Origin of the sequence: Salmonella sp. 32010601201800023SM (assembly GCF_017572235.1) — a bacterium.
Classification (GTDB): Bacteria; Pseudomonadota; Gammaproteobacteria; order Enterobacterales; family Enterobacteriaceae; genus Salmonella; species Salmonella enterica.
The window spans coordinates 351,849-374,616 of the sequence record NZ_JAGEQS010000004.1; the positions used below are offsets into that span (position 1 = coordinate 351,849).

Consider the following 22,768-nt stretch of genomic DNA (forward strand, 5'->3'; position numbering starts at 1 on the left):
ATTTATCAAGCTCCCTCATTAAGGGTAATTCCGGAAAAATTAATAATTCTCATTAACTTTAAATTAAATGAAATTCATAATTTATTCTGAAGAGTTGTTAACGTATTAATTCAAAATTAACCGCTGCAACCTGACCGGACTCATCCATTACGACAAGTTGATAACGTCCAGCGATATTGAGTAATAAAGAAAAGCGATTATTTTCGCCATTAACAGGTTCGCCATTTAAAAACCACCAGCGACGCCCTTTACCGCCGGTAGTCGAGACGGGCAGCGTAACGTTTTCCTGGCCTGGCAATTGCCTGATCACCGCGCCATCCCTCACTCCTGACAGCATTAACGGCGCGGCATCATTGCCCTGTAGCGGCGGACAGTGGTCGGACGCCGCGGGCAAGCGGGCGCTACGTCTTTCCGCAGGCGGCAGCCACGGCTCCAGCGGCCGCGGCCAGACGATAAACGTATGCGCACGCGCCTGCGGACAGTCGGCAGCGACACGCCGCCCCGTATCATCCAGCCAGACCGGGAAACGAATACCGTTGATGTCTTCCTGCTCAGGTAACAGCAGCGTGGGCGGCTGGCTGTCATCGAGAAGCCATGTCGCCAGTCGGCGGCGACAGTTGCTGTCTCCGGCAGGCAGAGTCTGTCCGCCCGGCCAGCAAATGACGCCGCGGCTTACCGTCTGCGGACGCGGATCTTCCGGCAGGCGTCCCGTATGCGCCAGTAACAGATTATTGACCTGGTTAAGCAATGGCACCGCGCTGGCAAAACCAAATTGCCCCACCACAGGCGTGCCGTCGGGTCTGCCTGTCCAGATGCCGATGATATAGCGCGCGTTAACGCCAATAGCCCACGCATCGCGATAGCCGTAGCTGGTGCCGGTTTTCCACGCCAACGGCACAATGCGCGGCAGCGCGTTATCCGGCAAGGGTTGCGCTTCATCCGCCATAATCCGTCGAATGATCCACGCCGCTCCCGGCGACATTAATGGTCTTTCCGACAGCGGATCGTCCGGCTGTAACCGTAGTTTCGCCGCTTTCCCATGACGAGCGAACGCGCTGTATGCCGCCGCCATCTCGTCAAGCCGCGCGCCCGCGCCGCCCAGAATCAGCGAAAGATTGGGCGCCGCGCCAGCAGGCAAATATAGCGGCAGGCCGACGTTACGCAGTTTTGCCGCAAATCGTTTCGGCCCATAGGCTTCAAGCACCTGAACGGCAGGCAGATTCAGCGAGCGTACCAGCGCGTCGCTCATGCTGACCGGGCCGTGAAATCCGCTGTCGAAGTTTCCCGGGCGGTAATCTCCGGTGCGGCGCGGAACGTCCTGTAATAATGATGCGGGATGGATCAAGCCGTCATCCAGCGCCAGACCGTACACAAAGGGTTTGAGTACCGATCCCGGCGATCGGATCGCCGTTACCATGTCGACATGACCAAAACGGCTGTCGTCATTAAGGTCTACCGATCCTACCCAGCCGCGCACGCTCATATCGGTATGATCGACGACGATCATCGCCAATGAACTGCGTGCAGGCAGCCGCCCTTTCCATGCCCGCGCCAGATCTTCCAGTTGCCGCTGCAACCCGGCGTCCAGCGTGGTCACAATTTTGTCGCTCCGGCTTTTACTCAACATCATTCGGGCAAAAAGCGGCGCCAGTTGCGGCATTTGACGCGGCGCCAGCCAGACCGGCTCTTCACGCGACTCGCGTACCGTTTCGGCAGGCCAGACGCCCTGCGCCGCCATCCGATCCAGCACTTTATTTCGTGCCGCTTCGGCTCTCGCAGGCCAGCGGTCGGGGCGTAACCGGCTCGGCGCCTGCGGCAATACGGCCAGCAGCGCCGCGTCAGCGTAGCTCAGGCGCGCGGGCGGCTTGCCGAAGTAGGCCCAGCTTGCAGCGCCAATACCCTGTAGCGTGCCGCCGAACGGCGCGCGGTTCAGGTACAGCGTCAGGATATCGCGCTTGGACAAATGCCATTCAAGCTGGAGGGCGCGCCAAAGCTGGCGGATTTTACCGCCGAACGTGCGCGAATGCGGGTCCAGCAGTCTCGCCACCTGCATAGTCAGCGTACTGCCGCCGGAAATAACGCGCCCGGCGGTAAGATCCTGCCATGCCGCGCGCGCGACGGAGAAAGGGTTAACGCCAGGGTGCCGCCAGAACCAGCGATCTTCGTAATTGATTAAGGCCTCCAGGTAGCGGGGAGAGACCTCTTCAATCGTCACCGGATAACGCCAGATCCCCCCGGCGTCGGCAAAGCGCCACAGCGGCGTACCGTCATGGGCTACCACGACCCGCGCAGGATGGACCTCATTGAGCGGCAGCGGCCAGAGTTTATCCGCCGCCCATAACGCCAGGAAAATAAAAAGCGGCGCGCCCGCCAGCCACAGCCAGCGGCCACGTTTACCACGCCAACCGTTCATTTAAGGCGTCACTATCAGCAGCCCCTCGCTCGCGCCGGTTGCCCGCCACTGAGGCACGTACATCGATTCCACCTGCGGTTGCGCAAGCTGGTACGTCCCCGGCGTTACCGCGCGCGCCAGGTAGACCAGCGTCACGGGCTGGCCCTCATTGACGACGACGGCAGCCACAAATCGATCGTCGCGGAATTCCATATACTGAATATCCGCCTGCTGCATCTGATTAAGCAGATTTTGCACTTCGCTACCGCTTTCCGGCAGGCTGGCGCTGCTGTCAGCCAGATTCTGGTTTTCCAGCTCCAGCCCGGCCGGGAGCAGGTCCACCACCAGCGCATCCGGCACATTGCGATCGGCCACTACCGTTAACCAGACCAGCACCAGTTCGCCGCTACGCAACGAGGACAGCGATTTGCGCTGACCATCGGTCCCCAGTATTTGTCGTTCAATCTGCAAAACGTTGCTGGCAGGCTCAGGCGCAGATGAGGGATAGCCGCTGCTATCCAGACGCAGCCATAGCGGCTGGCTACCGGTGTTCGTCACCTCAAGGGCGGCCAGCTGGTCAGCACCCAGATTACGGGTCAACGCCTTGTCGCCCGACAGCGGCTGCGCCTCTAACGAGGTCTGCGCCTGCCAGGCGCCCGCGCTGGCCTGTCGCGAATGCGCGGCGAGGAACAAGGCACTGTTCTCCTGGGTAGAGAGCCAGCGCTGACCGAAGGCCTGCTCAGAAAGCGAGCTTAATAGCGCGTTTTGCGCGTCCGGTCTGAGGTTGTTCTCTTCCAGTAGCGACAACATCAGAGCGTTATCGCGCAGAGAACTGCCGTAATCCGCTATCCATTGCCGTTCGTCCTGACGCGGCGTATTCAGAGCCAGCGTAATGGCCTCTTCGCCGCGTCTGGCATCACCCATCGTTTTTAACGCGATGCCCAATTGCATCAGCGGCAGTCCTGAAGCCGCCTGACTACGACGCTCCCAGATTTCGCGCAGCGCGCCGAGCGGCGCTTTCTGCTGACGCGCCAGTACCAGCGAGGCGTAAGCCTGAGCGGCAAAAGTACTGGCCTGGGTATTATCGCTATAACGAATCAGCATCGTGCCGGGATCCTGCAGATAGCGCAGCAGTCGCTCATTGCCCCGGTTAATGGCCTCCGGCGGGACGCTATATCCCTGCTCGCCCGCGCGAATGAGGAAATCCATCGCGTAGGCCGTTAGCCAGGGCTCTTCCGCCCCATTTTCATCCCATAGCGCAAAACCGCCGTTATCACGCTGCATCTGTAGTATGCGGGAGATGCCGATATCCACCGCGGCGCGCCGTTTTTCATCGCTATCGCCGGTAATACCGAGCGACTGCAATTGAGCGGCATTGGTATACAGCGCCGGGAATAACCCGCTGGTGGTTTGTTCCAGGCACCCGTACGGATATGCTTTCAGCTCGCGAATGTAGCGCGCCAGATTGAGCGGCGGTTTTCCGCTTAACAGCAGTTGTCCCTGTAACGTGGCTGGCGAGAGGTTTGCCAGATGCTGCTCTGGTACATGCCAGCTCTCTCCCGGCGCCAGCGCAATGCCGCTATTTACCGTTTGGGCAGGCCAGGCCGGACGCACGCCGATTTGCCACTGCTTATGCTGCGCGTCGAGGGTTTCTCCCGGCAGATTCAGACCGCTAATGGTCGCCTGGATTTCGCCTTCGCCAAAACCTTCCAGCGCGCGTACCGGAACGAATAAGGTAGTGCGCACGCCCGGCGCCAGGTTGACCGGTTGCGGCTGCTGGCTAAGCAGTTCCAGTAACCCACTGGCGGCGAGCGCAATATTCAGCGTCTGCGGACGGTCGGTCAGATTGGTGACGTCCAGCACCAGTCGCGAAACATCCCCTCCCGCCAGAAAACGCGGCATATTCAGCTCGGCAATCACTGGCGCGGCGACAACGACTTTGCTTTCGCCGCGACCAAAATCGTCCGCTGTCCATGCCTGCGCCATAACCCGCAGTTCGCCGTTAAAGTCGCCAATCGGCAGCGTTACGACCCCTTCGCCCTGCTCATTGAGCGTGATCGGCTGCGCCTGCTGCGCGATGATATTGACATGGTTTACCGGCGGTTTTCCGCCGCGCTTAAGGTCGTCGCCATCGCCGCCAAAACGCAACGCCGCCAGCCGCCCCTGCCCTTCAATGACCTGGCCGTAAATATCGTAGATATCCGCACCGTAGCGTTTTTGACCGAAGAACGCCTGCCACGGGTCCGGCGTCGCGTAATCGGTGATATTCAATACGCCGCTATCGACCGCGGAGACCAGCACGTTGATCTGTTTTGGCATTTCGCCGTGTTTAACGCTGGCTTTCACCCTGACGGTGAGCGGCTGATTCGGGCGCATTTTAGCCGGGCTTTCCAGCGCCAGATCGAGGCGGCGATTTTCATCCCCCAGCGGTAGGTGTAGTAACCCCACGGCACGTTTTGGCGTCGCGGAACGAGATTTATCACCGGGACGCACCACCAGCGTACTGAGATAGAGATCGTGGCGATTCCAGGTTTTATCCACCGGAATCGTGAGCTCCAGCCCCTGCGCCGGCACGTCGATCGCCTGCCACCACAGCGGACCGTCGCTGGATTCCACCATCGCATAACCTTTACCGGCGACCGGCGCGGCGATATGCAATTTCATGGTGTCGCCTGGACGATAATTCGCTTTATCCAGTTTGAGGGTGACGCGATCCGGACGCGCCGCGCCGCTACCGTCGCTGTTATCCTGCCAGCTATAGCCGGCCCAGAAACGAACGCTGCTGACCATCTCATTCGGCGCTTTGACCTCCAGACGGTACGCGCCCCATTCCACCGGGAAGCTGACTTTTCCGGTTTCATCCGCGTTCAGATCCAGCGTCTGCTCACCCTCCACCAGATCTTTTTGATCAAACTGCGACTGCCAGCCTTCGCTTTCCGACCAGTTCCAGTAATAGTCGCGACGCTCGCGGATGAGCCGCACCTGTAAACCGGACACCGCTTTTTTCTCGCCCTGCGCGTTGGCGTAAACAATATCGAATGCGGCGTTGCTGTCTTCGTCGACAATCGGTTGATTAACGGTGGTATCCGTACGGTAGTCGTATACCGCTTTGGCGGTGAACTGTGGACGAATTCCCGGTAACGTATCGGCAGGCCAAATCGGCTGCTCTACGCGACGAGTGACCGGACGACCGCCAGACTCCAGCAGGCTGGCCTGTAGAATTACCTGCAGCGGCGAATGCGCTTCTTGCCACTGGCTGGCAGCACTCACTTCACCACGTCCGCCTTTATCCAACGTCAGTTGAACTTCGTCCAGGCTGCGCGAAAGATTCTCTTCAGCAATATTGCCGAACTGGAAGCCAGGCAATGCCGCGACAGCGTCGCGCAGCGGACGCAGGAAAAGTTGCCCTTGCAGGGTATTGCCGTTAGCAGGCGCGCCATACAAGTAATAGCCGACAACGGAGAATTTCACCTCATCCGCAGGCGCCAGAGGTGTTTTTTGCGCCGTCAGGTTGAGCGCCATCCGCTCCGGCATAAAGTCTTCCACATGGAAATCCCAACTCCGCAGCAAATTATCGCCGGTGTTGGCGCGGACATGCCACAAGCCGGTCGGCGCGTTGATATCCAGCGGATAATTCAAACGGTATAGCCCGTTTTCCGGCTGGCTGACAACGGTACGCATCACCTGTCCGTCTGGTTTTACCACTTCCAGCTTAACGGGTTGATCGGGCAGCGTTTTACCGTCGCTATCGCGCAGTAATCCGTTGAGGATAACCGTTTCGCCCGGTCGGTAGAGATCGCGTGGGCCGAACATAAAGAACTGCTTGCTGTAGCCGGGCGCGCCAGCGACATTAAATTCCGACAGATCCAGAGCCGGAAGCGTGAGATCGAGCAGCGTGGTCTGCCCCTCTTTACGCGCCAGTAATAGCGCCGCCGCTTTATCAGCCTCCAGTTGCACATGCCCCTGCGCGTCGCTCGTCGCCTGCGCCAGCGTCTGCCCTTTATCATTCAGAAGAACGATCTCAATTCCCGACTGCGCCGCGCCGTTTTCCAGGCTTTGCGTAAAGATATCCAGCCGATTATGGTAACGGTGCGCGGACACGCCGATATCGCTAAGGGTAAACAACGTAGCGGCATTACTATAGTTGTAGTGTCCAGCCTGATTCATTACCGCCACATATACGCCCGCCTGTTGCAGCGGCTTAATATCGCTTAATGGCAGCAGCAGTTTCTCACGCGTATTGCGCGCCGGATTAAGATCAAAACGACCGGTATAAACCAGATCCGCCATTTTCAGCAGATTGTCGGACTCCCAGTTAGAGAGAGAACTACGGTACTCCCACTGGCTGACAAATGACGCCAGCGATCCGGGCTTAACGCGGAAAAAGTTCACATCAACGTGGTTGACGTTAAGCGCCATGACCGGCAGTCCTTCCGCGATTTTCCCCGGTAGCAGCGATCCCCGGCTGGCAAATCCGACGCTGGGCTGGACATCACGCGTGGTAATCGTTTTTTCATAAGACTTGCCGAAGGTGGCGTTATTCAGCGCTTTAACGGCGGGATCAACCGTGACCACCAGCACGCGTTCAGGTTCCAGATGACGTAACCTTAGCTCTTTTAAATTTGGCGCCAGCTCCCATGCGCCGTCAACGCTGCCGCTTTTCTTATCAACCACGTGAACCACACGGGAGAAATCCTGTTCAGGATCTAAAGGAATTGAAAACGTCAGCACCAGCGTCGCCGCGCCGTCGAGCTGCGCTTCGGAGGCGTCTAATAGCGTGAGCGCTTTGCCCTGGCTTTGCTGCGCCAGCTTTTGTAGCTGTGCCGGGTCTTGCGCGGGCGAGGGCTGCGCTACGGCTGGCGCTTCGCTTTTAGTCGTCGGGGCAGTTTTATCGTTGTTATCGCATCCCGCCAGCGCCAGCATGATCATGCAGGCCACCACGCGTAAATGTTTCATCTTTCATCCCTGGCCTTAACGGCCTGTCAGCAACGGTTGATGAGATATTATGCGCGAGAAATTTTATTGTGTAAGTCCGTATTACTGTGATGATGCGAAAATTTTACGCAGAAATGTGGTTTCGCCAGCCAAAACAGCCTCTTCTACTTGTCCCTTTTCGGGAAACGTCCGACAATTTGACCATAACCAGGTAACAATGGAGATGCCCATGACCACCGCCTTTTTTGTCGCCGCCGACTGGCTTGCCGAACATATTGATGATCCGGAAATACAGATTCTTGACGCCCGTATGGCGCCGCCAGGACAAGAACATCGTGATATGGCGGGCGAATATCGCGCCGGACATATTCCCGGCGCGCTGTTTTTTGATATTGAAGCGCTCTCCGATCGCGCATCGCCGTTGCCGCATATGATGCCGCGCCCGGAAGCGTTTGCGGTGGCCATGCGTGAACTGGGTGTTCGCCAGGATAAACACCTGGTCATATACGATGAAGGCAATCTGTTCTCCGCTCCGCGGGCATGGTGGATGCTGCGCACGTTCGGTGCCGAGAAAGTGTCCATTCTGGCGGGCGGACTGGCGGGCTGGCAGCGCGACGAATGGCTATTGCGCGAAGGCGAAGAAGCGCATGAAGGAGGCGAGTTTGAGGCGAAATTCGCGCCGCAAGCCGTGGTGCGTCTCACCGACGTATTGCTGGCAAGCCATGAAAAAACCGCGCAAATCGTTGACGCGCGTCCGGCGGCGCGTTTTAACGCTCAGGCTGATGAACCGCGTCCGGGACTGAGGCGCGGACACATTCCTGGCGCGCTAAACGTCCCGTGGACGGAACTGGTGTATGAAGGCGAATTAAAGACCACTGACGAACTGAATGAGGTTTTTTTCAGCCACGGCGTGAGTTTCGACAGACCGATTATCGCCAGCTGCGGTTCCGGCGTGACGGCCGCGGTCGTGGTGCTGGCGCTCGCCACGCTGGATGTGCCTGACGTCACGCTTTACGATGGCGCGTGGAGCGAATGGGGCGCGCGTACCGATTTACCGGTTGAACCCGCTTAATATCCGCCATGCCGGATGGCGCTCACGCTTATCCGGCCTACCGTTCAGGCTGATGTAAAACGATCTACAGACATTGTTTTTATTCCGCTCTTTTCCGCTGTCCTGCAAACGGGCATTATTTTCTCTTAATAAAATCCTATTTTTTATCGGTAAATACTTTACGTCCGGTATAAGGAGTATCATTACCGCTGTTTTTGTTTTCACCGGAAAATAACTCCTGTAAATATAATTTTTTAAGGATGGAAAATGGATATTTCACTCGCTAATTTAATTGAGTTGGTTAAAAAGGTTAACCGTAATAAGGTACCTACTCCTATGTCTGCCGAGGAAATAAGTCGTCTGCGAGTGCGTAAGTATCGCGATCCGCAAAATACGGAAACCACTGAGTTACCTGAAAGCCTGAAGGCGCTACTGGCCTACGACCGCGATCTACTTAGCAATTATAATATGCCTGTGATTGAAACATTACAAAGATCTATTGATAAAGAGGGAGTAATTCATTCTTACTCCCCTGATGAAGAGGCGTATTACGGCGTTGGCATGGATAGCTCAGGTATTGATATTGAAGATCTGATGCCTGTCTGGAGTAACGATCCCCGTCTTCCGGCATTAATTCGTATCGATCATGTCGGCGATCAGGCCATTTTTATCTATATCACAGAACGGGATGCCAACGGCGAATACCCTATTGCCCGCATGGAACGTAATGAATTCTGGCTGGCGGAGTCTTCTCTGGTGGAATATCTCTATAATATTATTTCGGGCGCTAAAGACATTGGCTTTACCGAAGAGGATTTACATCTTCCGCAATGGAAGGCACAGCAAAAAATGAATGAACAACGCGATGCCGCTTTACTTGACCTGGAGGATTATCATGAGGCGTTTTGGGCAAAACTGGATGCGCTCGTCGATTAATCGACATGATGTCGGGTGGCGCTCACGCTTATCCGGCCTACCGTTCAGGCTGATTTAAAACGAATCTACATAAATTCGGTTTAAGCAGGCCACAAAAAAACCGCTCAATTGAGCGGTTTTTTTGTGCTGGTCCGGTTCGCGGCCTTTCCAGCAGGCTTTGTTGCCATAGCAACGCAGGCACACCGTAGGGGATTAATACTCCCTTTTAAGGGAGCAAATGTCAATATAATTTATCAGGAAACTATTCAACATTTGAGGTATTATCTTTCCCGGCCCTTTCCGCCGTCTCGCAAACGGGCGCTGGCTTCAGGAGAGGATAACCCATGGCCGTAAGCGCAGGCACACCGTAGTGCCTGCTATCACGGCATTATCGCCAGCGGTACTGCCGTGATGCGGTCTTCGCAAGGACCGCAACATGAAGGTACGATACTTTTGTGTCGTGCTTCTTGTTTCTGGCACGTTGTGTCTTCACGCAGACAGAAGCCACCCAGGTAGCTCTGTTCCCGTAACGCTCAACGTCCAGAGCAGGTAAGCCAGGAGGCCGCCCTGTTGGGCGGCTTTCTTTTCTTCAGATGATGCGGTTCTGTTTAAAATCGCGCAGGAACCCGCCCCAGCGGCGCTCGTAGAACGGCGCGATATGCTCGGTGATAAAGTGGCTGATACCCTGCTCGCCCTTCCTCACCTGACAAATATCGATCGGTTCGTCACCCGGTAACGTGTCGGTCGCCACATTGCCCGCTGCGTGAATGATCTCTTCAATTTCGCCGTCAGCCTCAATGCCAATCAGCAGATTGGGTTGGGCGTCCGCATGTTCTTTAATCGCGCAGAGAAATGCGCGTTTCACCGGTTTGATGGTTTTAAACAGCGTAGTGAGGGAATCAATCATCTGCGACGGCGGCTCGGCCACTTCGGATAAAATAAGCGACTCGCCACCTTCCAGCACTTCCTGCGTACTTAACGGACTGCCTTCCCCAGCGAGAAGCAGGCTGATTTCACGCGGCATAAACTCTTTGCCGGTCGGCAATTTAGCGTTGAGGAATAGCGTTTCGCCAAGCGTCATTTCAAACAGCGTGCGCGCCGGCATCACCACAAATGCCTGTTCGTCTTCCACGGCCTGCTGCAGCGCCTCCAGAGAAGTAAAGAAGGGAATGACGGTCGTGCCGTCTTCTTTTTCCCAGTGCTGCAAATCCAGAGCACTGTCTTCCACAATCGCCTCGCCTTCGGCAGCGCTGCCCGGCACCCAGACGGTGGACTCCAGTAAGGTACGGAAAAATGCCGGACGATGCGCGGGCTCAGTCGCCGCTTTCTCCATCAAGATTTCTAATTCATTTTTAGTTTCGGACATAGGAATCACAAATTATGTATATGGGTTGTAGGCCTGATAAGACGCACGGCGTCGCCATCAGGCAAAATGCCGGGTGGCGCTTCGCTTACCCGGCCTACAAAAACACCGTTCAGGCGGTCAGCAGATTCGCGATGGTGCGCACACCCAGACCGGTTGCCCCGGCAGCCCACTGCTCAACCGGCGCTTTGCGATAAGTGGCGGAACAGTCAATGTGCAGCCAGCCTTCGCGGTAATTTTCAACAAAGTGCGACAGAAAACCCGCGGCGGTGCTTGCCCCAGCGGGATACGCCGCGCTGCCGGTGTTGTTCAGTTCCGCAAAGTTAGACGGCAGCTGGTTACGGTGGAACTCCGCCAGCGGCAGACGCCAGAACGGTTCATTCTCTTGCGCCGCGCTGGTCAGCAAGCGCCCCGCCAGCGTATCGTCAAAACTGAATAGCGCATGATAGTCGTTACCCAGCGCCGTTTTCGCCGCGCCGGTTAACGTCGCCATATCAATGATTAGCTGCGGGTGTTGCGCGCTGGCGTCAATCAGGCCATCCGCCAGCACCAGTCGCCCTTCCGCATCGGTATTCATGACTTCGACATTCTTGCCATTACGGTAGCGAATAATATCGCCCAGTTTAAACGCATTGCCGCTGATCAGATTATCGGCGCAGCACAGGAACAGTTTTACGCGTTTATTCAGCCCACGGGTAATGGCGAACGCCAGCGCGCCCGTTACTGTCGCCGCGCCGCCCATATCGGATTTCATTGAGTCCATAAAAGCGCTTTGTTTGATACTGTAACCGCCGGAGTCAAAGGTGATACCTTTACCGACCAGGCAGGCGTAAACCGGCGCATCTTTGTCTCCCGTCGGGTTGTAATCCAGCGCCAGCAGCACCGGCGGACGCTCAGAACCACGGCCTACGGTATGCAGCCCCATATAGTTCTGCTCGCGCAGATCTTCGCCTTTGGTGATACGGTAAGTGACGCTATCGCACGCGACGCTGCACAGCAGATCCACCGCGCGCTGCGCCAGTTGCTCCGGCCCAAGCTCTTCCGCCGGAGCATTAATGGTGTCGCGCACCCAGTCAATAATGGTCAGGCGGTTATCCAGTTCCTGACGTTGGGCATCGTCTAAATCCGGCCACATTACGGTACGGACGCCTTTTGGTCCTTTGTAACCCGCCCAGAATGCCCAACAACGCTCGGTATCCCATCCTTCGCCTGTCAGCGCGACCTGTTTTATTCCCAGGCCGTCGATTTTACGCGCCGCACGCTGGATCAATCCCAGATCGTCTTTACCGTTAAGATGCAAGGTAATACCGTCGTTATTAATACTGTAAGTGGCTTTATCGCCCCAGCGCGCATCGGCAGGCTGCGTGGAAAGCGTAATTTTCATGGCTTCTGTCATTGTTATTTTCCTTATTAGCAAACGGGCCGCCGTAGGGCAGCCCGTTATTTGACTTACTCTGCTTCATCCAACCAGACTAGCAGAATCGCCTCCAGAATTTTTTCATTGGATGCGTTAGGGTCGTCGTCAAAATCGTCCAGTTCGCAGATCCACTGATGCAGATCGGTGAAACGAACGGTTTTAGGATCGACATCAGGATATGCGTCGTATAACGCTTCGCCGATCTCGCGGCTATCGGTCCACTTGAGTCCCATACTACCCTCTGTTAATGCTCACGCGCATGGTTGATTGTGTAACGTGGAATTTCGATAACCAGATCGTCGTCGGTAACGCGGGCCTGGCAGCTCAGTCGACTTTCCGGCTCCAGCCCCCACGCTTTATCCAGCATATCGTCTTCTTCTTCCGAACTTTCCGGCAAGGAGTCGAAGCCTTCACGTACAATACAGTGACAGGTGGTGCAGGCGCACGATTTCTCACAGGCGTGTTCAATCTCGATGCCGTTGCGCAGCGCAACGTCAAGAATGGTTTCACCGGTCTCAGCTTCCAGAACTGCGCCATCCGGACAAAGATCCTGATGAGGCAGAATAACAATCTTCGGCATGTTAAACCTCGTCTACGGAATGGCCTTTCAACGCGCGACGAACCGACTGGTCCATGCGGCGAGCGGCAAATTCCTGGGTTTGTTTATCTACGTTTTTAATGGCTTGTTCTATGGCGTCAACATCATCGCCTTGTGCGACCGCGCTTAAATGTGCGGCGGCATCATCAATGCATTGACGTTCTGCGGCGCTTAACAGCGCGGCGTCGGCAGTTAGCGCGCCGGTCAAACTTTCCAGCACGCGCGCGGCTTCGACTTTTTGCTCCGCCAGCATACGCGCTTTCACGTCCTGCTCGGCAAAACTCATGGAATCCTTGATCATCGAGGCGATTTCGCCATCGGTCAGACCATAGGAAGGTTTGACCTGAATGGAGGCCTCGACGCCGGTGGATTTTTCCATTGCGGTGACGCTCAACAGGCCATCGGCGTCTACCTGGAAGGTCACACGAATATGCGCCCCGCCCGCCGGCAGCGGCGGAATCCCGCGCAGCGCAAAGCGCGCCAGCGAGCGGCAGTCCTGCACCAGTTCGCGTTCGCCCTGCATCACATGGATAGACATCGCGGTCTGGCCGTCTTTGAAGGTGGTGAAATCCTGCGCGCGCGCCACCGGGATAGTGGTGTTGCGCGGAATGACTTTTTCCACCAGGCCGCCCATCGTTTCCAGCCCAAGAGAGAGTGGAATCACGTCCAGCAGCAGCATTTCGCTGTCCGGCTTGTTGCCGACCAGAATATCGGCCTGAATCGCTGCGCCGATAGCGACCACTTTATCCGGGTCGATAGCGGTTAACGGCGTGCGGCCAAAAAATTCGCCCACCCGCTCACGCACCAGCGGTACACGGGTCGAACCGCCGACCATGACCACTTCCAGAACGTCCTGGGGCTCCACGCCGGCATCTTTCAATGCGCGACGGCAGGCCAATAGCGTGCGCTTAACCAGCGCGGAAATGAGATCGTTAAATTGCTCGCGAGTGATCTCCCCCTGCCAGCCCGCAACGTTAACGCGAACGGTATCGGCATCGCTTAAGGCGATTTTCGCCGCAATCGCGGCATCCAGCAGTTCGCGCTGAACGCGATTGTCGCTACGATCGGCAATTCCCGCCTGCTCGCGAATATAGTCCGCCAGCAGATGGTCAAAGTCGTCGCCGCCGAGCGCAGAATCACCGCCCGTCGCCAGCACTTCAAACACCCCGCGGCTCAGGCGTAAAATAGAGATATCGAAGGTACCGCCGCCGAGATCGTAAACAGCAATAACGCCTTCTTTGCCTGAGTCCAGACCGTAGGCAATCGCCGCCGCCGTCGGTTCGTTGAGCAGGCGCAGCACATGCAGGCCTGCCAGCCGCGCGGCGTCTTTCGTCCCCTGACGTTGGGCATCATCGAAATAGGCGGGAACGGTAATCACCACGCCATCCAGCTCGCCGGAGAGCGATTCGCTAGCCCGCGCGGCCAGCGCTTTGAGAATATCAGCCGATACGCGTACCGGATTGAGCAATCCAGCCGCCGTGTCAATCATCGGCAGCCCATTAACGCTTGCCTTAAACCGGTAAGGCAGATGCGGATAGCGCGCCTGGATATCCGCCAGCGAGCGTCCCATCATGCGTTTCACAGAGCTGATAGTGTTGGCCGTATCCTGCGCGGCATTGTCGCGCGCAGCGTAACCGACCGTATGGCCCTGCTGCTGATAGTGAACCACTGAAGGCAACAGGTGGCGCCCTTCGTGGTCAGGCAGAGTTTCCGCCTGGCCGCTGCGAACCGTCGCAACCAGAGAGTTGGTAGTGCCTAAGTCGATGCCCGCCGCCAGACGACGCTGATGCGGCGCGGCGCTCAGACCAGGCTCACTAATTTGTAATAAGGCCATGTTAGATTCCAGTTAAAAATCGAGCAGCTTTTCTTCGAGTTGTTCTGCGCTGCTTCGCAGTTTATCGAGAAACCGCAGTTTGCGCACCGTATCCGCCGCCGCGTCCCACGCGGCGTTGTCCAACTGTTCCACCATTTGCTGAAGGCGAGCGTCAAACATCTTTTGTACGCGTTTGATGAAGCTTTCCAGCCGCACGTCGTCTTTTGATTGTTCGATATCGTCCAGCTCTTCGCGAAGCGTGAGTTGTTCCATCAGAAACGCGGTGTCGCGTACCGTATGCTGCTCGCTGGCCAGATCGAACCCGTGTAAGGAGAGCAGATACTCCGCGCGCGTCAAAGGGTGACGCAGCGTTTGCCAGGCCTGGTTGATCGTGGCGGATTGCTGGACGGCGGCAAGCTGCTGCGCCTGGGTGCCGTTGGCAAATTTGTCAGGGTGATACTGGCGTTGCAGATCCTGAAAACGAAGGCTCAGCGCCTGGGTGTCAATCTGATAACGGGCTGGTAAGCCAAAGAGGGTGAAGTAATCCATAACATTCTCAGGGATAGCCTGTCAGAACAAACCCCACACGCAGGCGACCACGGTGGGGTTATACCTTCTTACTTCGCGCCGCAGATGCGTTGTCTGCGCGGGTTCCCCCAGTCATTTACTCAAGTAAGCGCCTGGGGATTCACTCGCTTGCCGCTTTTCTGCAGCACGAATGCTCGGTATAACAGCGGAACACGGTTACACGTGGAAGCTTTCGCCGCAACCACACTCATCTTTCACATTCGGGTTGGAGAATTTAAACCCTTCGTTCAGACCTTCTTTTACGAAGTCCAGCTGTGTACCGTCCAGAAATTGCAGGCTCTTGCCGTCAACCACTACCTTAACGCCTTTGTCTTCAAACACGGTGTCTTCCGCCGTTGGCTCGTCAACAAATTCCAGTACATAAGCCATACCTGAGCAGCCGGAGGTTCTCACGCCCAGACGCAGACCAAACCCTTTACCACGGTTGGCCAGGAAGGTATTAACTCGCGCTGCTGCACTGTCGCTAAGTGTAATCGACATAACAAAACCTCAATGTTAACGTTCTATTTTATTTCGCTTCGCGTTTGCTTTTGTAATCCGCAATAGCGGCTTTAATCGCGTCTTCCGCCAGAATAGAGCAGTGAATTTTCACCGGCGGCAGCTCCAGTTCGTCTGCAATGTCGGTGTTTTTAATCGCCTGCGCTTCGTCCAGGGATTTTCCTTTCACCCACTCCGTTACCAGAGAACTGGAGGCGATAGCGGAACCGCAACCGTAAGTCTTGAAGCGCGCGTCTTCAATGATACCTTCATCGTTAACTTTAATCTGCAACTTCATAACGTCGCCGCAGGCCGGAGCGCCAACCATGCCGCTTCCCACGTTATCGTCGTTGTTGTCAAACGACCCTACGTTACGCGGGTTCTCATAGTGATCGATTACTTTTTCGCTGTAAGCCATTATAAATTCTCCTGATTCCGATACCGATTAATGATGTGCCCATTCGATGCTGTTCAGATCCACACCCTGCTTGTACATTTCCCACAGTGGAGAAAGGTCACGCAGACGGCCAATGGATTTACGAACCAGATCAATGGTGTAGTCGATCTCTTCTTCAGTGGTAAAACGACCTAAAGAGAAACGGATAGAGCTATGCGCCAGCTCGTCATTCATGCCCAACGCGCGCAGCACGTAGGACGGTTCCAGACTGGCGGAGGTGCAGGCGGAACCGGAAGAGACCGCCAGGTCTTTCAGCGCCATGATCAGCGACTCGCCTTCAACGTAGTTAAAGCTCACGTTGAGAATGTTTGGCGCGCCCTGCTCAAGGTCGCCGTTCAGGTAAACTTCTTCAATATCTTTGATGCCGTTCCACAGACGGTTACGCAGACCGCGCAGACGGGCCATTTCGGTCTCCATCTCTTCTTTCGCGATACGGTAAGCTTCGCCCATGCCGACAATCTGGTGGACAGGCAGAGTACCAGAGCGCATACCGCGCTCGTGCCCGCCGCCATGCATCTGCGCTTCAATGCGAATACGCGGCTTACGACGCACATACAGCGCGCCAATGCCTTTCGGACCATAAATTTTATGACCGGAGAAGGACATCAGATCCACTTTCAGTTGGCTCAGGTCGATAGGCAGTTTGCCCACGCTCTGGGTGGCGTCAACGTGGTAGATGATACCGCGCGCGCGGCACATTTCGCCGATGGTCGCGATATCCTGCACCACGCCGATTTCGTTGTTCACGTGCATGATGGAAACCAGAATGGTGTCGTCACGCATCGCTGCTTCGAGCTCGTTGAGATCGATGATGCCGTTGCGCTGCGGCGCCAGGTAGGTCACTTCAAACCCTTCGCGCTCAAGCTGACGGCAGGTGTCCAGCACCGCTTTGTGCTCGGTCTTGCTGGTGATGATGTGCTTGCCTTTTTTCTGATAAAAGTTGGCAGCGCCTTTGATCGCCAGGTTATCGGACTCCGTCGCCCCTGAGGTAAAGACGATTTCACGCGGGTCGGCGCCGACCAGTTCAGCAATCTGGTTGCGGGCGATATCGACGGCTTCTTCAGCCTGCCAGCCGAAACGGTGTGAACGAGACGCCGGGTTCCCAAAGGTTCCGTCCAGGGTCAGAAACTGCATCATTTTCTCGGCAACACGCGGGTCCACCGGCGTGGTTGCGGAGTAGTCGAGATAAATCGGTAATTTCATTGCTCTTAAACTCCGTACATCACTCAATGCAAGGAATCAGGCAACCGGCTGGATGTACGACCGTGTTGACGGGACGTCCGCGTCCCGGCCTGATTCTGAATTCTTTTTTACACTTCATCCTTCAGACGACCGCGGCATTCACCGCATGAGGCCGCCAGAAGAGATGGCGTAATATTTTAATTAAGCGCGTAATTTAACGTCGATAGCGTCCTGCGCACGACCGCTGGCGCGCGGCGCGTCATGCGTGTGCTGGCGACCAGACACATCCAGAACTTCCTGGTTATTCACCAGCTCGCCTAAGGTAATATTGTTGAGAAAGCCGGTCAGGCGATCGCTTAAATCACGCCACAGCGCATGGGTCAGGCATTTATCGCCGCCCTGACAGCCGCCTTTCCCCTGGCAACGGGTCGCGTCAACGGATTCATCAACCGCGCTGATCACTTCGCCGACCGCGATACTGCCAGCATCTTTACCCAACAGATAACCGCCGCCCGGCCCGCGTACGCTGGAAACCAGACCGTTTTTACGTAAACGGGAAAATAGCTGTTCCAGATAAGAAAGGGAAATCCCCTGACGTTCAGAAATATCAGCCAACGGTACCGGGCCCGCTTCGGAGTTGAGCGCAACGTCTAACATTGCGGTCACGGCATAACGCCCTTTAGATGTCAGTCTCATGTCTTACTTAACCTCAAACTCGCCCCTGCCCGGGGTTTTTTATTGTAAAATGGGGGTATTGCATAGCAGGGACAAGTCTGACATTCCCGAGTAATTTGGTCAACTATTTACTTGAGTAAATTAGTCAGGTATTTAGCGTTCCGTGCGATATTGATGCGGTTACTTGCCTTTATTCTGCTGCTCAATAGACGCCAGAATCCCACGCAGAATATTCAACTCCTGGCTTTCCGGGCGGGCGCGGGTAAACAGACGGCGCAATTTATTCATCACCTGCCCCGGATGGTTTTCGCGAATAAAGCCAGTGGAGAGCAACGTCTGCTCCAGATGGCCGTAGAAGCGTTCAAGATCGTCCACCAGCGGATACGGCGTCTCTTCATGATCTGCCACGTCGCCGTTTTCCTGCGTCGCCAGCCAGGCCATGCGGACTTCATACGCGATGACCTGTACCGCCATCGCCAGATTCAATGAGCTGTACTCCGGGTTAGCGGCAATAGCGACGTGATAATGGCATTTTTGCAACTCATCGTTAGTCAGCCCGACACGCTCACGACCAAAAACCAGCGCAACCGGCGTATTTGCCGCTTCCGCCACGCTTTTTAAGCCGCACTCGCGCGGATCAAGCATCGGCCACGGCAAAGTGCGGGAACGGGCGCTGGTGCCGACCACCAGGCTACAGCCAGCCAACGCTTCATCCAGCGTATCGACGATCTGCGCATTACCGATCACATCGCTGGCGCCTGCCGCCAGGGCGATGGCCTGGGAGTCCGGTTTCACCAACGGGTTTACCAGCCACAGGTTAGTTAAGCCCATGGTTTTCATAGCGCGAGCCACGGAGCCCATATTGCCGGTGTGGGAGGTTTCCACCAGCACAATTCGAATGTTTTGCAGCATTGTCTTTCTTCAGCTAAAGATTATTCTGACATCTTACCATAAAACCAAGACAGATTCCGATCTCGCTGCTATACTCTGCGCCGTTTTCCCGTTCTTTAACATCCAGTGAGAGAGACCGATGCATCCGATGCTGACCATCGCCGTGCGCGCAGCGCGCAAGGCGGGTAATGTAATTGCCAAAAACTATGAAACTCCGGACGCTGTAGAAGCGAGCCAAAAAGGCAGTAACGATTTTGTGACCAATGTAGATAAGGCCGCTGAAGCGGTGATTATCGACACCATTCGCAAATCTTACCCGCAACACACTATTATCACCGAAGAAAGCGGTGAGCACGTTGGCACAGATCAGGATGTTCAATGGGTTATCGATCCGCTGGATGGCACCACCAACTTCATCAAACGTCTGCCACACTTCGCTGTTTCCATTGCTGTACGCATTAAAGGCCGTACTGAAGTGGCTGTCGTGTACGATCCGATGCGTAACGAACTGTTCACCGCCACCCGCGGTCAGGGCGCGCAGCTGAACGGCTACCGTCTGCGCGGCAGTACCGCTCGCGATCTGGACGGCACTATCCTCGCTACTGGCTTCCCGTTCAAAGCCAAACAATACGCGACCACCTACATTAATATTATCGGCAAGCTGTTCACCGAATGCGCCGATTTCCGCCGCACCGGTTCCGCCGCGCTGGATCTGGCCTATGTGGCTGCAGGTCGTGTCGATGGTTTCTTTGAAATTGGCCTTCGTCCGTGGGATTTCGCCGCGGGCGAACTGCTGGTTCGTGAAGCGGGCGGTATCGTCAGCGATTTCACCGGCGGTCATAACTACATGATGACCGGTAATATCGTGGCGGGGAATCCGCGCGTCGTTAAAGCCATGCTGGCGAATATGCGCGACGAACTGAGCGATGCGCTGAAGCGCTAAGTCTCTTCGGCGGATGGGGCCACTCATCCGCCGTGCCTTTTCAGGCGTTTTTCCTAAACACAGCCTCATCGCTTTACTTGCCTGCATGTTTTTGTACGATCGCTCCCTGCTCCGCTATTGGCATAAAGCGGCAAGGAAGCGAACATGACCCTTCAACATACCCGACGCATCGTCAAATCCCTTTTTATTCTGTTTATCATTGTGGTCTGTATTTATCTGCTACCCCGCGTAGCGATCAATGCCTTTTATTACCCGGACAATAAAGTCTATGGGCCAACCCCTGCCGAAGCTGAATCCATTACCTTTACCGCCAAAGATGGCACGCATCTGCACGGCTGGTTTATTCCCACTGCTTTCGGCAGGCCGGAAAACGCCGTCGCGACGGTGATTCATGTCCATGGCAACGCCGGAAATATGTCGGCGCACTGGCCGTTAGTCAGTTGGCTGCCAGAACGCAACGTAAACCTGTTTATGTTTGATTACCGTGGTTTTGGCGAATCTGAGGGTACCCCATCACAAGAGGGGCTACTGGACGATACGAAAAGCGCGATAGATTATGTGCGGCATCGCGCCGACGTTAACCCCGAGCGCCTGGTACTGCTGGGGCAGAGCCTGGGCGGCAATAATGTACTGGCCGCCGTAGGCCACTGCGTAGGCTGCGCAAATATGCGCTACGCCGACCAGGCGGGCATACGTGCGATTATCCTTGACTCAACGTTTTTATCCTATTCCTCCATCGCCAACCAGATGATCCCGGGCAGCGGCTATTTGCTTGATGACCGCTATAGCGCGGATCGCAATATTGCCAGCGTCAGCCCCATTCCGGTATTGATTCTTCATGGCACGGCAGACCATGTTATTCCCTGGCAGGACAGTGAGAAATTGTATGCCCTCGCCCGGGAGCCCAAACAAAAAATCTTCATTCCTGACGGCGATCACATTGATGCTTTTTCCGGACGTTATGCAAACCTTTACCGTGATGCAATGATTAAATTTATTCAGACCGCGCTATCCGCTAAATAGCGCGACGCTGTATATATGCATATTTTATGATTAAGAATATATTTATTATACCGATAGTAAAAACCATTTTTTCCCGTTAGCGAAGGCGATGGATTAGCGCTAGCGTAACAGTAATATTCAACTGATTTTTATAACAATTTATTTTCATTTGTTTTTCCTGAATATTACTGTGGAGTATGTGATGGCTATCAAAATTACGCCTGACGAGTTTAGTTTGCTTATCCAGCGATTAAACAAAAAATGGCGCGTGTTTGCCCCGTCCGCAGAGTTTCGCGGCGGACGTTTTTCCGACACTGACAACATTATTTATCAACGGATTAGCGGCTGGCGCGATCTCATCTGGCACGAGAAATCGCACATGTCGCCGAATACCATTATCGCCCCTATCACCGAAACGCTCTTTTATTTCGATAAAGACACCATTCAAATTGCCGAGACAGACATTTCCCCGATAATCATCTTTGCCCGCGCCTGCGACATTAACGCCATGTCGCGGCTGGATTATATGTATTTATCAAATGGGAATAATTCCGATTACAGTTATCAACTGCTACGGGAGCATATTCGTTTCGTCCTTATTGAGTGTGAAGAAAGCTTCGAAAATTGTTTCTGCGTCTCAATGGGTACTAATAAAACTGACTGTTATAGCGCCGCCATGCGTTTTAGCGATGAGGGCGCGCTTGTCAGCATCCGCGATCCCTTTATCGAGGCGGCGATACAAGGGCTGGGGCAGGAGGCTGACTATACCCCCTCTTTCGTCAGCGAAAACCGGGAAACCGTCGTCACGCCGGACAGCGTTTGCCACGATCCGCAAAAAATTCGCGACATTCTCACCCACCATCCGCTATGGGACGCCTACGACAGCCGCTGCATCAGTTGTGGCCGCTGCACTACCGGGTGCCCAACCTGTACCTGCTATAGCGTCTTTGACGTCGCCTATGATGAAAATCCGCAGCGCGGCGAACGCCGTCGCCAGTGGGCAAGCTGCATGGTGCCGGGCTTTAGCGACATGGCCGGCGGTCATGGTTTTCGCGAAAAACCCGGCGAGCGTCTGCGCTACCGCGCCCTGCATAAGGTCAATGACTACAAAGCGCGCAACGGCATTGAACATATGTGCGTCGGCTGCGGCCGCTGCGACGATCGCTGCCCGCAATACATCAAATTTTCTTTGATTATCAACAAAATGACCGCTGCCGTTCGGCAGGCGCTGGCAGAGGAGGCATAACGCATGTCACATTGTTCCTGTCATGATAAACCGCAGCACAGTTTGCTGCCTGCGGCGTACCGCATCCTCAGTATTACTCGCCACACGCCGCTGGAGTGGAATTTCCGCGTGGCCGTCGATTTTCCCGCGCACTGGGGGCAATTTGTTGAGGTGTCGCTGCCGCGCGTCGGCGAAGCGCCCATCTCCGTTTCCGACTACGGCGACGGCTGGATAGATCTGCTGATTCGTAATGTCGGAAAAGTGACCAGCGCCCTCTTTACGCTGAAAGAAGGCGACAACGTGTGGCTACGCGGCTGCTATGGCAATGGCTATCCGGTCGATACGCTGCGCCATAAGCCCTTACTGGTTGTCGCAGGCGGTACGGGCGTCGCGCCGGTGAAAGGCTTAATGCGCTATTTCGTTGAGAATCCCCAGGAAATTGGTCAACTGGATATGATTCTCGGCTATAAAAATCGCGATTGCGTGCTGTACAAAGAAGAAATGGCGACGTGGCGCGGCAAACATAATCTGGTACTCACGCTGGATGAAGGCGAGGCTGATGACCGTTACCAGATTGGCCGGGTGACCGATCGGCTTGCCGACATGACGCTTAGCGATATCGACACTATGCAGGCCATCGTCGTTGGGCCGCCAATAATGATTACCTTTACCGTAAAAATGCTGCTGCAAAAAGGGCTCAAGCCGGAGCAAATCTGGGTGGACTACGAACGCCGGATGGCCTGCTCCGTCGGGAAGTGCGGCCACTGCCGTATGGGCGAAGTGTATGTCTGCACCGACGGTCCGATATTTAACTACGCCGTCGCGCAACGTTTTGCCGATTAAG

Annotated in this window: 19 protein-coding genes; 6 read left to right on the plus strand and 13 right to left on the minus strand. The window is 55.4% G+C overall.

What is annotated here, in order from left to right:
- Positions 1 to 97 precede the first annotated feature (97 nt).
- Positions 98 to 2,413 carry a peptidoglycan glycosyltransferase PbpC gene (gene pbpC / locus J4617_RS14945; RefSeq protein ID WP_017466006.1) on the minus strand — a complete coding sequence of 772 codons (2,316 nt, stop codon included), beginning with the start codon at positions 2,411 to 2,413 and terminating at the stop codon, positions 98 to 100.
- Positions 2,414 to 7,348, minus strand: coding sequence for an alpha-2-macroglobulin (locus J4617_RS14950; protein ID WP_017466007.1), 4,935 nt, complete (start codon positions 7,346 to 7,348; stop codon positions 2,414 to 2,416).
- 208 nt (positions 7,349 to 7,556) lie between these two features.
- Here J4617_RS14950 and sseA point away from each other — a divergent pair, with 208 nt between their 5' ends.
- Positions 7,557 to 8,399: a 3-mercaptopyruvate sulfurtransferase gene (gene sseA / locus J4617_RS14955; RefSeq protein WP_000205241.1), complete on the plus strand. Its 843-nt coding sequence runs from the start codon at positions 7,557 to 7,559 to the stop codon at positions 8,397 to 8,399.
- Between the two features lie 246 nt (positions 8,400 to 8,645).
- On the plus strand, positions 8,646 to 9,314 hold the full coding sequence (locus J4617_RS14960) for a DUF5066 family protein (protein WP_017466009.1): 669 nt from the start codon (positions 8,646 to 8,648) through the stop codon (positions 9,312 to 9,314).
- 568 nt (positions 9,315 to 9,882) lie between these two features.
- On the opposite strand, the gene sseB is transcribed toward J4617_RS14960, so the two are convergent.
- The 11 genes from sseB to trmJ all read right to left on the minus strand — a co-directional run bounded on the left by sseB (position 9,883) and on the right by trmJ (position 18,775).
- Positions 9,883 to 10,659 carry an enhanced serine sensitivity protein SseB gene (gene sseB / locus J4617_RS14965; RefSeq protein WP_023198585.1) on the minus strand — a complete coding sequence of 259 codons (777 nt, stop codon included), beginning with the start codon at positions 10,657 to 10,659 and terminating at the stop codon, positions 9,883 to 9,885.
- A 109-nt stretch (positions 10,660 to 10,768) separates the two neighbouring features.
- On the minus strand, positions 10,769 to 12,052 hold the full coding sequence (gene pepB, locus J4617_RS14970; RefSeq protein WP_000133541.1) for an aminopeptidase PepB: 1,284 nt from the start codon (positions 12,050 to 12,052) through the stop codon (positions 10,769 to 10,771).
- Between the two features lie 53 nt (positions 12,053 to 12,105).
- Positions 12,106 to 12,306: a Fe-S cluster assembly protein IscX gene (iscX, locus tag J4617_RS14975; RefSeq protein WP_000523621.1), complete on the minus strand. Its 201-nt coding sequence runs from the start codon at positions 12,304 to 12,306 to the stop codon at positions 12,106 to 12,108.
- Between the two features lie 11 nt (positions 12,307 to 12,317).
- Positions 12,318 to 12,653, minus strand: a complete 336-nt coding sequence (gene fdx, locus J4617_RS14980; protein ID WP_001124466.1) for an ISC system 2Fe-2S type ferredoxin — start codon at positions 12,651 to 12,653, stop codon at positions 12,318 to 12,320.
- Between the two features lies 1 nt (position 12,654).
- Positions 12,655 to 14,505, minus strand: a complete 1,851-nt coding sequence (gene hscA / locus J4617_RS14985) for a Fe-S protein assembly chaperone HscA (RefSeq protein ID WP_001196653.1) — start codon at positions 14,503 to 14,505, stop codon at positions 12,655 to 12,657.
- A 12-nt stretch (positions 14,506 to 14,517) separates the two neighbouring features.
- Positions 14,518 to 15,033 (minus strand): co-chaperone HscB, encoded by a 516-nt coding sequence (gene hscB, locus J4617_RS14990; protein ID WP_000384398.1) that lies wholly within the window; start codon positions 15,031 to 15,033, stop codon positions 14,518 to 14,520.
- A 195-nt stretch (positions 15,034 to 15,228) separates the two neighbouring features.
- Complete coding sequence (gene iscA / locus J4617_RS14995) at positions 15,229 to 15,552, minus strand: iron-sulfur cluster assembly protein IscA (RefSeq protein ID WP_000028952.1); 324 nt, start codon at positions 15,550 to 15,552, stop codon at positions 15,229 to 15,231.
- A gap of 28 nt (positions 15,553 to 15,580) precedes the next feature.
- Positions 15,581 to 15,967 (minus strand): Fe-S cluster assembly scaffold IscU, encoded by a 387-nt coding sequence (gene iscU, locus J4617_RS15000; RefSeq protein WP_000331704.1) that lies wholly within the window; start codon positions 15,965 to 15,967, stop codon positions 15,581 to 15,583.
- 27 nt (positions 15,968 to 15,994) lie between these two features.
- A complete protein-coding gene (iscS, locus tag J4617_RS15005; RefSeq protein WP_000775263.1) occupies positions 15,995 to 17,209 on the minus strand; it encodes a cysteine desulfurase in 1,215 nt (404 codons plus the stop codon).
- Positions 17,210 to 17,389: 180 nt separating this feature from the next.
- On the minus strand, positions 17,390 to 17,884 hold the full coding sequence (iscR, locus tag J4617_RS15010) for a Fe-S cluster assembly transcriptional regulator IscR (RefSeq protein ID WP_001241346.1): 495 nt from the start codon (positions 17,882 to 17,884) through the stop codon (positions 17,390 to 17,392).
- 159 nt (positions 17,885 to 18,043) lie between these two features.
- Entirely contained in the window at positions 18,044 to 18,775 is a 732-nt protein-coding gene (trmJ, locus tag J4617_RS15015) for a tRNA (cytosine(32)/uridine(32)-2'-O)-methyltransferase TrmJ (protein WP_000940035.1), read from the minus strand.
- A gap of 118 nt (positions 18,776 to 18,893) precedes the next feature.
- Here trmJ and suhB point away from each other — a divergent pair, with 118 nt between their 5' ends.
- The 4 genes from suhB to asrB all read left to right on the plus strand — a co-directional run bounded on the left by suhB (position 18,894) and on the right by asrB (position 22,767).
- The gene (gene suhB, locus J4617_RS15020) at positions 18,894 to 19,697 is read left to right on the plus strand and encodes an inositol-1-monophosphatase (protein ID WP_000553467.1); all 804 of its coding nucleotides are present in this window, start codon (positions 18,894 to 18,896) and stop codon (positions 19,695 to 19,697) included.
- Positions 19,698 to 19,841: 144 nt separating this feature from the next.
- A complete protein-coding gene (locus tag J4617_RS15025; RefSeq protein WP_000174944.1) occupies positions 19,842 to 20,720 on the plus strand; it encodes an alpha/beta hydrolase in 879 nt (292 codons plus the stop codon).
- A gap of 181 nt (positions 20,721 to 20,901) precedes the next feature.
- The gene (gene asrA / locus J4617_RS15030; RefSeq protein ID WP_017465862.1) at positions 20,902 to 21,945 is read left to right on the plus strand and encodes an anaerobic sulfite reductase subunit AsrA; all 1,044 of its coding nucleotides are present in this window, start codon (positions 20,902 to 20,904) and stop codon (positions 21,943 to 21,945) included.
- Positions 21,946 to 21,948: 3 nt separating this feature from the next.
- Positions 21,949 to 22,767, plus strand: a complete 819-nt coding sequence (gene asrB, locus J4617_RS15035) for an anaerobic sulfite reductase subunit AsrB (protein WP_000017587.1) — start codon at positions 21,949 to 21,951, stop codon at positions 22,765 to 22,767.
- Position 22,768: the final 1 nt, after the last annotated feature.

Coding starts and splice junctions, on each gene's coding strand:
- sseB (WP_023198585.1), bottom strand. CDS start 10,659: ATGTCCGAAACTAAAAATGAATTAGAAATCTTGATGGAGAAAGCGGCG.
- iscR (WP_001241346.1), bottom strand. CDS start 17,884: ATGAGACTGACATCTAAAGGGCGTTATGCCGTGACCGCAATGTTAGAC.
- asrA (WP_017465862.1), top strand. CDS start 20,902: ATGGCTATCAAAATTACGCCTGACGAGTTTAGTTTGCTTATCCAGCGA.
- J4617_RS15025 (WP_000174944.1), top strand. CDS start 19,842: ATGACCCTTCAACATACCCGACGCATCGTCAAATCCCTTTTTATTCTG.
- sseA (WP_000205241.1), top strand. CDS start 7,557: ATGACCACCGCCTTTTTTGTCGCCGCCGACTGGCTTGCCGAACATATT.
- J4617_RS14950 (WP_017466007.1), bottom strand. CDS start 7,348: ATGAAACATTTACGCGTGGTGGCCTGCATGATCATGCTGGCGCTGGCG.
- fdx (WP_001124466.1), bottom strand. CDS start 12,653: ATGCCGAAGATTGTTATTCTGCCTCATCAGGATCTTTGTCCGGATGGC.
- J4617_RS14960 (WP_017466009.1), top strand. CDS start 8,646: ATGGATATTTCACTCGCTAATTTAATTGAGTTGGTTAAAAAGGTTAAC.
- hscB (WP_000384398.1), bottom strand. CDS start 15,033: ATGGATTACTTCACCCTCTTTGGCTTACCAGCCCGTTATCAGATTGAC.
- pbpC (WP_017466006.1), bottom strand. CDS start 2,413: ATGAACGGTTGGCGTGGTAAACGTGGCCGCTGGCTGTGGCTGGCGGGC.
- iscA (WP_000028952.1), bottom strand. CDS start 15,552: ATGTCGATTACACTTAGCGACAGTGCAGCAGCGCGAGTTAATACCTTC.
- suhB (WP_000553467.1), top strand. CDS start 18,894: ATGCATCCGATGCTGACCATCGCCGTGCGCGCAGCGCGCAAGGCGGGT.
- trmJ (WP_000940035.1), bottom strand. CDS start 18,775: ATGCTGCAAAACATTCGAATTGTGCTGGTGGAAACCTCCCACACCGGC.
- hscA (WP_001196653.1), bottom strand. CDS start 14,505: ATGGCCTTATTACAAATTAGTGAGCCTGGTCTGAGCGCCGCGCCGCAT.
- asrB (WP_000017587.1), top strand. CDS start 21,949: ATGTCACATTGTTCCTGTCATGATAAACCGCAGCACAGTTTGCTGCCT.
- pepB (WP_000133541.1), bottom strand. CDS start 12,052: ATGACAGAAGCCATGAAAATTACGCTTTCCACGCAGCCTGCCGATGCG.
- iscX (WP_000523621.1), bottom strand. CDS start 12,306: ATGGGACTCAAGTGGACCGATAGCCGCGAGATCGGCGAAGCGTTATAC.
- iscU (WP_000331704.1), bottom strand. CDS start 15,967: ATGGCTTACAGCGAAAAAGTAATCGATCACTATGAGAACCCGCGTAAC.
- iscS (WP_000775263.1), bottom strand. CDS start 17,209: ATGAAATTACCGATTTATCTCGACTACTCCGCAACCACGCCGGTGGAC.